Origin of the sequence: Bradyrhizobium sp. CCBAU 45321, assembly GCF_028128975.1 — a bacterium.
Lineage (GTDB): Bacteria > Pseudomonadota > Alphaproteobacteria > Rhizobiales > Xanthobacteraceae > Bradyrhizobium > Bradyrhizobium yuanmingense.
Genome location: NZ_LFKZ01000091.1, coordinates 1 through 12,324, shown reverse-complemented (window position 1 = coordinate 12,324; position 12,324 = coordinate 1). Strand labels below are relative to the sequence as shown.

General features: G+C 57.7%; 11 protein-coding genes and 2 pseudogenes. 3 read left to right on the top strand and 10 right to left on the bottom strand.

The annotated features are described in order from the left end of the window. The first annotated feature begins 57 nt into the window (after positions 1 to 57). Positions 58 to 802 (top strand): annotated as a pseudogene (locus ACM43_RS10545) (OmpW/AlkL family protein). A 427-nt stretch (positions 803 to 1,229) separates the two neighbouring features. On the opposite strand, the gene ACM43_RS10540 reads toward ACM43_RS10545, so the two are convergent. From ACM43_RS10540 to ACM43_RS10495, 9 genes are all read right to left on the bottom strand, one after another. After that, complete coding sequence (locus tag ACM43_RS10540) at positions 1,230 to 1,598, bottom strand: (2Fe-2S) ferredoxin domain-containing protein (RefSeq protein WP_271539941.1); 369 nt, start codon at positions 1,596 to 1,598, stop codon at positions 1,230 to 1,232. A gap of 1,331 nt (positions 1,599 to 2,929) precedes the next feature. Further along, entirely contained in the window at positions 2,930 to 3,289 is a 360-nt protein-coding gene (locus ACM43_RS10530) for a DUF3024 domain-containing protein (protein ID WP_050996303.1), read from the bottom strand. A 14-nt stretch (positions 3,290 to 3,303) separates the two neighbouring features. Next, a complete protein-coding gene (locus ACM43_RS10525) occupies positions 3,304 to 3,543 on the bottom strand; it encodes a nitrogen fixation protein NifZ (RefSeq protein WP_124163608.1) in 240 nt (79 codons plus the stop codon). Continuing rightward, complete coding sequence (locus ACM43_RS10520) at positions 3,540 to 3,854, bottom strand: nitrogen fixation protein NifZ (protein ID WP_036031967.1); 315 nt, start codon at positions 3,852 to 3,854, stop codon at positions 3,540 to 3,542. Before ACM43_RS10520 ends, ACM43_RS10525 begins: the two co-directional genes overlap by 4 nt. 338 nt (positions 3,855 to 4,192) lie before the next feature. Beyond that, positions 4,193 to 4,417 carry a 4Fe-4S binding protein gene (locus ACM43_RS10515; RefSeq protein ID WP_036031964.1) on the bottom strand — a complete coding sequence of 75 codons (225 nt, stop codon included), beginning with the start codon at positions 4,415 to 4,417 and terminating at the stop codon, positions 4,193 to 4,195. Between the two features lie 10 nt (positions 4,418 to 4,427). After that, on the bottom strand, positions 4,428 to 5,981 hold the full coding sequence (gene nifB, locus ACM43_RS10510; protein WP_074448573.1) for a nitrogenase cofactor biosynthesis protein NifB: 1,554 nt from the start codon (positions 5,979 to 5,981) through the stop codon (positions 4,428 to 4,430). Positions 5,982 to 6,671: 690 nt separating this feature from the next. Beyond that, complete coding sequence (nifT, locus tag ACM43_RS10505) at positions 6,672 to 6,893, bottom strand: putative nitrogen fixation protein NifT (protein ID WP_036031961.1); 222 nt, start codon at positions 6,891 to 6,893, stop codon at positions 6,672 to 6,674. A 5-nt stretch (positions 6,894 to 6,898) separates the two neighbouring features. Then, the gene (nifS, locus tag ACM43_RS10500) at positions 6,899 to 8,071 is read right to left on the bottom strand and encodes a cysteine desulfurase NifS (RefSeq protein ID WP_271539937.1); all 1,173 of its coding nucleotides are present in this window, start codon (positions 8,069 to 8,071) and stop codon (positions 6,899 to 6,901) included. A gap of 323 nt (positions 8,072 to 8,394) precedes the next feature. Then, positions 8,395 to 8,715 carry a HesB/IscA family protein gene (locus ACM43_RS10495; protein ID WP_036031955.1) on the bottom strand — a complete coding sequence of 107 codons (321 nt, stop codon included), beginning with the start codon at positions 8,713 to 8,715 and terminating at the stop codon, positions 8,395 to 8,397. A gap of 244 nt (positions 8,716 to 8,959) precedes the next feature. On the opposite strand from ACM43_RS10495, the gene ACM43_RS10490 reads away from it, so the two are divergent. Further along, positions 8,960 to 9,550 (top strand): hypothetical protein, encoded by a 591-nt coding sequence (locus ACM43_RS10490; protein WP_036031952.1) that lies wholly within the window; start codon positions 8,960 to 8,962, stop codon positions 9,548 to 9,550. A gap of 8 nt (positions 9,551 to 9,558) precedes the next feature. On the opposite strand, the gene ACM43_RS10485 is transcribed toward ACM43_RS10490, so the two are convergent. Continuing rightward, positions 9,559 to 9,954: a Rieske (2Fe-2S) protein gene (locus ACM43_RS10485; protein ID WP_036031949.1), complete on the bottom strand. Its 396-nt coding sequence runs from the start codon at positions 9,952 to 9,954 to the stop codon at positions 9,559 to 9,561. Positions 9,955 to 10,759: 805 nt separating this feature from the next. On the opposite strand from ACM43_RS10485, the pseudogene ACM43_RS10480 reads away from it, so the two are divergent. Then, positions 10,760 to 11,609 (top strand): annotated as a pseudogene (locus ACM43_RS10480) (hypothetical protein); the annotation flags it as partial. Positions 11,610 to 12,324 lie beyond the last annotated feature (715 nt).

The following is a 12,324-nucleotide window of genomic DNA, read 5'->3' as shown; positions in this document are numbered from 1 at the left end:
TTGCGAAAGACTCTGTACGTTATCAGATCTCGCGCGGCTGCTCGCGCGAATTTTGGAATGGAGACTTCGATGAGAGTACTAACAGTTCTGGCGAGGGCATCGGTCCTCGCGCTTGCGAGCTCGTTCGCCAGCAATTCGGTACGAGGTGCGGATCTGGGCCCGGCGCCGGTCTACTATAAAGCGCCTCCAATAGAGCCCTCCAGCCCCTGGATGATCCGCCTGCGCGTGCTCGGCGTTTTGCCGGATACCGCAGGTAGCTCGGTAAACGTTGCCGGAACGCCATCGCTGTCGTCACCGAGTTCAGGGCTTTCGCTCAGCGAGCGAGCCATACCAGAGCTCGATATCACCTACTTCTTCACAAAAAAACGTAGCCGCTGAACTCATTCTCGGCGCGACTCGCCATCACATCAGCGGCAATGGCGTACTCACTGGCCTCGATATCGGCACCGCCTGGCTGTTGCCGCCAACACTAACCCTGCAATATCACTTCACCGATTTCGGCCCACTGAAGCCGTATATCGGCGCGGGCATCAACTACACTGCATTCTTCAACCAATCGGCAGCCAATGCGTCGCTATTCGGCCTTGCCGTCACGGATCTACACATCAAAAACCAATTCGGCGCGGCGGTCCAGTTCGGCTTCGATTACATGCTAGACCGTCACTGGGGGCTCAATTTTGACGTGAAGAAGCTGTGGCTGCGGCCGGAGTACTTCGCGACCGTAAACAATGCGATTGCTGTCACCGGGCGCGCCAATATCGATCCATGGCTCGTCAGCGGCGGCGTCGCTTACAGGTTCTGAGGCAGAACAGGGTCAAGGAGACACCGTTTGATCAACTCGGACGCTGCGAGCGCATCAAGCGCATCTCCTGCCCTCACCGTCTGCAGTGGGGAGCCGGCTGACGCCTCATCGACGAGTCAGCTGGCCAGAGGCAGGAAATCATTCGCAGCATTTCTATCGCTGTGAGCCACGGATCGCGCGGCACGTAAGTGACGATACACGAACAGATCGGCGCGTTATAATCATATTTCTGCTTCGCCGCGCGTTGCAAAGGAGCCACTTTGCCTATTTGCCTATTTGCCTCACAAGAGGCGGTGCGCCGCGCCCATGTCAATGACCCACTGTTAGCGACCCGGAGCTCGAGTTGGACGGTCACCCTCAGACGATCCGAGCTCCGAGAGGCCGGGCAGCTCATGGACGAGCACGCCGTCCATGCTTGCTGGTCCGGTCAAGTGGTCGCCACGACGCCTCTAACTTCGCTTGAGCACATCACAAGGCGGTCGACACGTTTGCCCTGCTTGAGGTGGGATTTGACGATCTGGTCAACGTCCTCAGGCGTGGTCACGCGGTACCAGATTCCGCCGGGATAGACGACCAGCAAGGGACCAGAGTTACAAAATCCAAGGCAGCCCGCCATCGTGAAACCAATATCGTTGAGGCCTTGCGCTTCGATCGCCTTGCCCATTCGGTCCCACAGGGCTTGCGCGCCTGAGGCGCCGCAACTGCCGTGGGGATGGTATGGCGGACGCTGCGTGTTGCAGGCAAAGACATGATGCCGATAAACCTGAGGGAGCTCCATTTCTCTTTCTGAGTTCATCCGCCTATCCTCTGATAGTGCTGAAGGGATGAGGTGCGAGCACATCATGCCCAACAGTCTCTTACTATTGAACGTCCCATGATTCCCACCCGCGCTTGCGAAACAGGCGCAATGAGCGGGCGTCATAGTGGTTGTCGTCGCCAAAGATGAGCAATAGATACCTACGCGTCCGAAGCCGCCTCCTGATCAATTCCAACCTCTTCTCCTGTCATCTCGACCTGTTTATCCACTCATCGCTTATTCACGATCCAAATTCTTTAAGGTAAGTTGCACACCAGATGCGCAACGTTCGCTGCTGCAACGATCCTTCGCTTTGGACTGCGCGCCTCGCAATTATTCCCGAAGCAGGGGCAATGTCGTTCGCTTCTCGCTTCTATCAGCGGTCCCCGACAGGCTAAGAGCCCATGGCCTCGTTCAGTTCAATGGCATCGGCCGGAAAGACGGCAAAACCCTCGGACCTATTCACTCATCAAATCCCGCCAGGTTTTGTTCGCTCATCTCGGCCTCGCAGTTTCCTGCTTGAAGATATCAACCGCAGTCCGGCTCAGCCGAAAAATCCCGCGGCCACGAGTGAGCGGCCGATAAGCCGAGCTGGCACGGGTGTTGAGGACATCAAACCACTGGTCTGGCGTGAGCTTGGCCGGACGCTCGCTGATTTGTATCACCCTCCCGTTCGGGGCGAAGCGGACGTGGATGACGATTTATTGCGAGTTCATACGTTTCCTATTTTGGTAACATTATCGATCACGGGCCGAAGAGACCGACGATCTCGGTTATAACGTGCTTGGCTTCGGGCACTCGGCGCAGGCCTCAAGCCGAGCCTTGGACGCCGAGACTTTTTATGATTGAGCAGGCCTTCTTCCGCGCTCGCCTGGAACATTTCTTTTCCCTTTCCTGGACCAGTACATGTCGCCGGTGGCATCCAGCGCGCTCCTGCTTTTTTTGTGGATCACGATGTACAAAGCACGTCTCCTAGGTCCGCTTGCTCATCTCTTGCGATGATAGGTGTGCGCTCCATCCAGCTAAAACTCTGCTATTTCAGTGCCCGCACACCGTTCCTTTTGGCCAAAAGGACGCTAGTCGGTCGAGTTGGGTCGGGCGTAATCTGCACGCAGCGATCCGATCGATCGAGCATATGAAGATCGACTCGGAACGGCTGATCCGATAACTCTGACGCATGACAGCGGTCCCAAGAAAGCTGCGGCAAACGGCGCCGCAGCCTAACAAACGGACCCATGTCGGCGCCATCCGCAGCAAGCGGTCGTTCGATTTCGATCAATTCTTTCGCGGTGAGCGCCATCGTGGCTTCTTTTCAATTAAAGGGTGGTCCCTTATTGCCAAAACAGACGCTCAGGATCCGCGTTCAAGTCGTCGATTGCAGAAGGCAAGCGGAGGTAAAGGCTGTAAAATTCCCAGACTCCCTGGGCATGATTCTTCCGAAATAGCTTCCAGATCCCGCTCACGGTATCATAAAGAATTAGGGCGACATCGATGAGAGCGCCATCCGTGTCGATGTTGTGCGAGCAACAAGGGCTCTCGACGAGGTAGCCGCCCCTCACCGGCCCCACTTTCGGCGAGACGTAAAGATAGCGCTTGCGCGCGCTCAAGCCCCGCTCAATTCGTTTGCGATCGAGCTCGTTTGGGTGAGGCAGCAACCCCGCCTTTGCTTTCCTCATCAGCGCGGCATTCATGGCGAAAGCCTCCTTCAAAGCACTGTTATTTCTTCTTCAAGACAGCCGATGAGCAGCTCCTCACCAAAATCGACAATATAGACCGGCACGTTCGCTTCGGTGTGGATAGCGACCTTGATGATTTCGCCGGTCGCTCCGGCGGCGAGCAAAACTCCCTCGGGCTCCGCGTTCGGAAATGAGCTGTCGTTGGTGAGGTCGACTGCGGCTTTGACTCGCTGGCCCCGTCGATATTTCGGAACGCCTTGCTGAGTCATGACTCCTCCGGTAACGGCAGATCATCGATCTCCTCACAGGTCTCCACCGGCTCTAGCTCCTTGCGTTTCATGCCAACGCGGTGGCCGCTGTCCAGAAATTCCACACCGTAGATGTAGAATTGCTGCAAGAAAGTGCCGATCGAGACGACGTAACCCACCTCCCCCTTCTTAACTAAGAGGTCGCCAATCTCCTTGCCGGGATAGGTGCCATCATTTCGGATGGTGCGATTGGCTCGAAGCTTTTGGCCAAAGCTAAAGACGGGCGGGCCGCTGAGCTCGACGATATCGCTGTCGCGAAGAATGCTGTTCATCTATCCCCTCCTCATGCGCCGCTCCCTCTAGAGATGCCGAGAAGCCGCCTAGCTCACGCGGGCAACACTCTGCATCATTTCGTGCCCACCCGCCGTATCGTCAATCACATCGACGATGGGAGGGCTGCCTTGGAGGCCGCTCTCGTACCACGAAGCGCCCTCGGAGCTCCGAGATGCCGCCAGGCCGTGCTGCCGACCCAACAGCACGACCGCAGGACAATGCAGAGCAGTCGCCGTAGGGTACGAACGCCCGCGCCTGCAACGCCGCCAGCCCGAGGGCGACGCTTGCGACGGATTCAGCACTAGGTCCTGGCATGCCGTTCATGAGATCTCACGCTTTAGCCTGGCGCTTGATAGCGGGGCAAGGACGTGTCAACCACGCAGGTATTGTCGACCGGACAGGCGGCTACACATTGCGGCTCGTCAAAATGGCCGACGCATTCGGTGCATTTCGTCGCCTCAATGACAAAGCTCCCCTCCTTCTCCGATATAGCAACGTTCGGGCATAAGGGTTCGCAGGCAGAGCAGCCCGTGCACTGCGAGGCGATGATTTTGAACGGCACACATTCCTCCTTATGCCGCAGAGATCCGAAGCGGAACCGCGGCGTCGCCGCGCTCCCCATGCTGGACTTCCCCGCGCCTCACCTTGTCGAGATAGGATCTGAACCAAGCGATCGCCGACTTCTCAATGAACTCATAGGCGAATTGATCGACCGGCTCGATGCCCGCCTTGATCAAATTGCTTTTGGGGCCGCCGCCAATCTTGGCCACGAAGACCGCATGGCAGTCACGGATGCCGCGCACGATGGTGGAAAGTCTATCTTCCTCGCCATAACCGCCCTGGCAGTAAACCTCCACGCGGCGTACGCCAACGAATTTGGCGCCGCATGTAGAAAGCTCGTACATTTGGAATTCTTTTGCATGCCCAAAGTGCTCGTTGATCAACCCCGAGCCCTTGGTTGCCACAGCCACCAGAAGAGTGATCGCGCTGATCTCTCCGGAAAGCTTCTCAAGCTCCTTTTGGCAGGCCTCGGCTTTGGAGACGCGCTCATTCTCTACTCTTTTCTGATAAGCCTTGCGCATCTCTAAGTCATACTGGACGTCCATTTTCATCACCTGATCAGTGGTAAACTCTGGGCCTCGATCGTCCCCGAGTAGACCAACCGCGTCGGCGCGGCACTGGCGACAATGCCGCATCATGTTTATCTGCCCTTCACAGGCATCTTGCAGCGCTTTCAATTCTTGCGCCGTCGGGCCGCGCTGACCGTTGCGGCCAAATGCTGTGCCATGCTCGGGTGCGGAGATCAGCGGCATGATATTGTGAAGGAAGGCACCGCGCGACGTGACCGCCTTGTTGACCTCCACCAAGTGGTCATCATTGATGTTGGGGATCATCACCGAGTTTATCTTGCACAAGATACCCCGCTCGCTAAGCATCTCGAGGCCTTGCAGCTGGCGATCAGTGAGTATCTTTGCCGCCTCGATGCCCGTGTATCGCTTGTGGTTGAAGAAGATCCACGGATAAATCTGGGCTCCGATTTCGGGATCAACCATGTTGATGGTGATCGTGACGTGGTCAATCTTGGACCTGACAATGGTATCAACATAGTCCGGCAGTGCGAGTCCGTTGGTTGACAGACAAAGCTTGATGTCGGGAGCCGCCTTGGAGACCAGCTCGAACGTTTCGAACGTCTTTGCTGGATTAGCCAGAGCATCGCCCGGTCCAGCGATGCCAAGCACTGTCATCTGCGGAATGGTGGTCGCGATCGCGAGCACTTTTCTCACCGCCTGCTCAGGGGTGAGCTTCTCGCTCACCACGCCCGGACGCGATTCATTGGCGCAGTCGTATTTTCGGTTGCAGTAATTGCACTGGATGTTGCAGGCAGGCGCGACCGCGACATGCATGCGAGCGTAATGATGGTGCGCGTCTTCGCTATAGCAGGGATGGTCTTTGACCTTTTCCCAGATTTCGGTTGGCAGATCGCCTTGGCCGGCCTTCGAGCCGCAGCTCGCCTGCCCGGTCTTGGCCGAAGCGCAGCAGCCCTTATGATCGGTGGTGGGCTGCATCATCTTGCCGTGATTTACTGCAGCTTTGACATATGTTCCGCGTCCGACGACCGCGTTCATTCGCTTTTCCCTGGAGGCATCGTCGCTCTCCCAGGACCATCCTTGAGCGAGCCTCATAAAGCTGGGTAGCAACTTGCATGCCATGGCCAGAATGATGCAATCGCAGCCGCAGGCCATCGAGTTGGCGCGACGTTAGCACTGGCGCATGCAACAACAGCCATGATGAGCTTGTTAGCAAAACGACAGATACGTCGCCATTCTCACCCAGAGCTTTATGCCTTGCGCATTCATTCTCGCGCTAAGCTCCCCCGAACGCCGCTCCATCTAACGCGTTTGCCGCGTTGCGGCTCTCGCAAGCCCGATACACGCGGGGGGATCCGGGCTCGACAAGGCCAGTAGTGGCTACCACGGATCCTGCTGGACGCCCAACGACCGGGAGCAGGATGGAGTGTAACCGCCTCGGCTCAACTGAGCGAGCGATTGTCTGCGTCATCAATTCCGTTGCGACAGCGATATGTTTGCTAATTTGGATATACTGGGGTCGCCCCTGACCGCATTGCCCGTAACTCGCTGCGGCGGCGCAAATTTTCTGGCGAAGAAGCCGGCCAATGCGTCTGGCGTTGTCGGCAGAACGGATCTGCGCCATTCAGCGTGGCCAGGACGATATGGAACGATACTCGGGGCCCTCAAACCAACGAGAGCGCCCCATGCAGCCGCCGCAACGACAAAGTCGATCTGCGGGGAGTGTCTTCAGGGATCGTGCCCGGTCTCGTCCCGCTTTTTCGCATTGATTGTGATTGGCAACCGGGTGTCGCTCGCCATATCAGGCAAATCGAACACCCAGCCATTAGCCACTTTGATCCAGCCGCCCCACAGCGTCTCGTACTCGGATTCCACGATTTGCTCTTCGAGATCCTTTTTTGGCACGTAGATGGACAGGCCCTCCGGAGACCGGCGGATCATGATCTTCACAAGGTCTACTCCCTAACAGTGGCGCCGGAGATGGCGCGCATGCGAGCCACAATGTCGGACACAGCGCACACGACCTCATCGACCTCCGCCAACGAGGTCTCACGCGACAGAGAAAAGCGCACGGCGCCGTGCATCCGCCACGTCGGCACCTGCATGGCACACAGAACATGCGATGGCTGCATTGAACCGGAGTTGCAGGCTGATCCGAGCGACACGGCTATGCCCGCCCGATCGAGATGGTGGGCAATGGCTTCGCCTTCGAGGTGGTCGAAGGCAATATTGGCCGTGTTCGCCAACCGATTGTTGACGTCACCGAGCACAACGCACTCCCCATTGCGCAAAACTCCATGTTCAAGGCGGTCGCGCAAAGCGCCAATGCGAACGCGCTCGGGTTCAAGCCGCTCCGCCGCAAGCCCGGCAGCCTTTCCCAGGCCGACGATCCCGGGAACATTCTCGGTCCCGCCGCGGCGCCCTCGTTCCTGTGATCCGCCGCAGATTAGCGGCCGGAATTTAGTCCCTTTGCGCAAATACATCGCGCCGACCCCCTTGGGGCCGTGCAGTTTGTGCGCGGATAGCGACAGCATGTCGATCGCGCTTTCCTTTAGGTTCAAACGCAGCTTCCCAATTGCCTGGACCGCATCTGTGTGAAACAGCGCGCCCGCCTCACGGGTCAATCCGGCCAGAAACTCCACAGGAAACAGCGTTCCGGTCTCGTTATTGGCCCACATAACGGAGGCAATGGCTGTGCGTGGCCCAAGCGCGCAGCGAAACGCCTCGATGTCGAGCCGGCCGCAAGCATCTACGGGTACTATGTGCGTCTTGACTCCCCTTGCCGCCAATTGCTGAGTCAGCGCAAGTACAGCGGAGTGCTCAACCGAAGTAGTTACAATTTCGTCTCGCTCTTCCTGCGTCGCCAGAGCAGAGAGGATCGCGGCATTATTGGCTTCGGTCCCTCCCGAGGTGAAGACGATTTCATGATCGTATGCGTTACCTAACAGGTCCCTCAGGCTTCGCCGGGCCTGCCTCACAGCAACTGCGACGTCGTTGCCAAAGGCATGCCTGGATGAGGCATTGCCGAAGTTCTCAGTGAAGAACGGCAACATCGCTTGCACGACGGACGGATCAGTCCGTGTCGTTGCATTGTTATCGAGGTAAATCGGCGCTCGATCTTCGCTCAATCCACTGCCTCACCAGTACCAGCAACGAGGATTTGCCGACTAAATCCGCGGATTTTAACAGCCGCGCCTGTACGTCCCACGCTCGCCCTCGAAAGCTTACACGACGTACAGCCACCGGCCAGCCTAGCCATAAACAGGCTGCCATCGATGCCGATCAGCTGCCAGCCGCCACCGTGGAGTTGTAGAATGAGGCATGATATCTTCAAGCGCGTCGCGAATGCGACGCTCCCGCTTTGTCGTAGTGGACGACGATTGCCTCAGTTGTTTTGGCTCGGCCGGCGCGCTTCGATGTTTTCTTCTCATCACCTGAACAATGTTTTTCATCAGCAGAACGATTTCCCGCAGGAGCAGTTTGCGGTGGCGTTCGGGTTGTGAAAGGTAAATCCAGAGCCCTCCAGCGCCACGACGAAATCGATGGTCGTACCGACTAGATGATCGCAGCTCTTGCTATCGACGAACACCTTCAGCCCATCGCATTCGATCACGGTGTCGTCAGGCTTCGGTTCCTCGGCCAGACCCATCTTGTATTTGAATCCACTGCAGCCGCCTGCTTCGATCATGACGCGCAGACCGCCGGACGGGCGCGTGGACGATGATATCGCACTCTTGATCGCATTCACTGCGCTATCGGTCAGGTTGATCACGTCTTTCCCTCATCAGCTTGAACGTCGCTAAGAGCAAGTCACGTGCCAGCGCGCAGACACTTAATGGTGCGCGCCTTCGCACGTTGGCTTTGGAACAGGTGTCGGATTGCTTACATGAGGCGGTGCCAGCCAATGACACGTTTTCTTCTTAGGTTGCGCTGCTACGCTGCGGCGGCAGGCAATTTGCATCGCATCTGGCACCGACCAACGGGTCGGTGAAGAGCTTAGATCGAGGACGATTTTAATGACTGCAATCGAGAACACCGCACTCGGCAGATTTGAGAAGGAGGGCCGCCTGCTCAACGCCGTACTCAAAGGCGCGACTACCAAGCCGGGCCGGTTCGGCTTTCGTGGCGACATCGCACTGAAGTTCCAGACTCAGGTCGCCGACGAGAAGCGACCGCCGGACTATTCGATCGAGCAGGTTCTGACGATCGCGCAGGACGGAGAACGCACTTTTCCGGTGCTGGCCGGATACCTACACTCCTTCGCGTATCTTGCTGACGTAGCAACCGTCCTTGACGGCGCCTTAAGCCCAACCGGAAGCTACTTCATGTTTTGCAACAACATCGATTTGCTGGCGAAGTACAGAGTGAAGTTCGGCGATATTAACTTCCACGTCTTACCCTGCGATGAATCCACCGTTTGGAAGGAGATGATGGACCTGGTCGGGCTGAACAAGGACGACATCAAGAAGCTCGATCCGCGCGGCAAGCTTGATTACCTCCTCGATGCCGCAAAGGATCTCGATCTGTCCTATGAGGAGATCTCTTACGACGGCGGGCTAAAGAGGATGGAGCCGGTGAAAAACCGCAACGAGAACCGCCCGGTCTGAGGCGGTCTTCAGTTGTCTGGCGATGCATCGTCTTCGACAAGACGCACGCCGAGGACACAGATATCACCATCCAGAACTGCCAACGCGATCGGCGTGAGCGTTCTACCCTCACATGGACCTTCGACACACCGGCCGGTGCCGAGTTCGAAGGTCGAACCGTGCTTGCCGCACATCAGTCGGATACCGTATGGGTCCAGGAATTGGTTCCGCTCCCAGTCCAAATTGACGCTGTTGTGAGGGCATTGATTGACATAGCCAAGTACCTTTTTGCCCCAGCGCACCACAATGATGGACCACGGTCGGTGATTGCCATTATCATCGACGACCATAAGATGGAATCCCATGGCTTGGCGGCTTGGAATGTCGTTAAAGCCGCAAATCGTATAGATGGAATTTGGCTGCATTCATCGCTCGTTTATTGCAAGGCGCTTTTCATTGTCGTTGTGCAATCAACGTGCAAAAACTGTACAAGTGCCGGCGCGGATCGCGTCTGCGGTAACAACGCGCAAGCCCATTTGCAGCTCACCCCATTACTCACGCATAATTCAGAACAATTCGCAGGAGCATTGAGCCTTGCTGCCCTTTCCTGCCGGGCTGCGCAGCTACAGCTTTCGCGCTCCGACCTTTCTGGACCATTTGCCGGACCGCTAAACTCGATGGCTGGTTGCTGCTCGCTAATCGTCACGCTGCGGAAGGCCCGGTTCCGATGCCCTGCGACCGTATTCATCGCGGCATCGCAAGTGCCTTTCCAGAAAGTGAACGCTCGCTCCCCGCCCGCGAGAGGAGCACGCGGCGAACGTGCGCCCCTTTTAGGCTAGCCCTTGCGCCCGCGCGTGGAACGGCGAAATGTCCGTCATTTCCGGCCCGCAGCTGCTGTTGCAGCCACTTTACTCCAGGAAGAGCCCTACTAAGAGCGCGCTCCAAGTAACATGAAGGCTCATCGTCTGAGGAATCCGACTCGAACCTTCCCTCAGTATCGATACCACCGCCTTCAGCTTTCGAAAAATACTTCCTCGTCAGTGAAGAACGGCTAAGCGAACGAGTTAGAATCGCACTTTGTCGTTGTGGACCGGTTTGCAAATGCGGGGTTTTAGTGCACCGGGCATCGGAGCCTTGGAATTTCATTTTCAGTTCCGTCGAATCGTCGCCAGCCATAATTCCGTCGTCGCACGAAGGTGGCGATGCGGCCGAAGAACGTGTTTCCAGTAATTCGCCGGCGAAGAGTTCTTTCAGCACGCCTCCCCGCACGAGCGCTGGGGACCTGAGCCACTGGCGCAAGCGGCCGAGAAGCTGGCGGTGTTGCAGGCCAACCGCCTGCGGGTGGCGCACGAGGACGGCACCTTATCCAATCAGGACCTCAAGCGGGTCACGGTCGACACTACTGTGCAGCGAAGGCCATCACCTTCCCAACCGACCAAGCTGCTGCCCCCGGGAATCAAGGGGATCAGCCGCCTGGCGAGCAAGCCCGGGGTCGAGCTCCGGCAGTCCTATCTTGGTATTGCCAACACCGCGGCAATGATGGCTTCTGGCTAGGCCCTTGCAAGCAATTCAAGCGGCATCACCGGCAGTTGCGCATCCTGCGCAGCCGGCTGGGCCGGATCATCCACGAGATCCGCCGCAAGATCGAAGGTCAGTCTGCGCTCGAGAACGCGTTCACCCTTCCGCTTGGAAGGGCCACGCAGATTCGCGCGCAGCGGCAGCGCCAGCGCGGCTGCAGCTGCATTCTTTCAACGCCTCGGATGTGGAGTGCCTCGGCGATGGAGGGACGCCAGTGCACCTGATATTTCGGTGCACCCGCGTCGCGCCTTCATCTCCGGCCAAAAGCACGGGGTCTTCGGCATCATCAAACGCGAGCTGCGCCGCCCCTCCGCCATCGAACCCGTCATAGGACAACTGAAGGCCGATGGTCACCTCGGCCGCTGTTACCTCAAAGGCCGCGCCGGCGGCGCCGACAATCACCCTCTCCGCCGTCGGCCACAACTTCCGCCGCATCCTCACCTGGCTGAGTACTCTTTGGCGTACCACCATCATTGTTGCCCTCAGCGGCCATCACCGCTGAAATCGGCTTTCTAACGGACGACCAAGTATGCGTTCAAGAACGAGGACGGCGTGACCCAGGCGCCGGCACCAGCCTATATGATCGCGAAGAAACCGCCTCGCGGAGCCTGGCTCCCGGTTCCCGATGTCGAAGAAGGCGGCTGACTTATTGGCCGATGCCCGAGATGACCGAACCTTCGAGCTTCGCTAGACTATGCGGGAATGTGAGTGATGACGGGCCTGAGATAGGTTGCGTATCGAGGCGGTTGTCGAACGCTGCCAAAACCTCTCGAGAGAAGAGCGATACGCCATGAATGACACTACCAATACTGTTACATCAGGCGCGAGCTCCTGATCGACATCAAGCAAATCGCGGGTTGCAGATCGGCCCGGAAATTGCGTCGGCGACGGCGCGCTCGGCTTCTGGAAGGCTTGCCGTCACCCGACACCCGCGCTGCTAGGTGCACAACACCGTCAATATCCTGGACAAGGTACCGCTCTCGGTGCAAGCTGCCAACAGAGGGATTCGCGCCAAGTCTATTTGGCGTCGAATCGGACGTCCGCCCGCAGCGGCAATCGACGTCTTTGCGAACAATACCGCGCCAGATGCGGACGGGCAGACGAATGATCGCCGCAATCGTCTCACCATGAAGAAAAACGCTAGGGCTCGGACTCAATTGATCCAATAGGCAACGATGGCGGCGAGATGGACGGCAGCCAAGAAGTTCGTGGCTAGT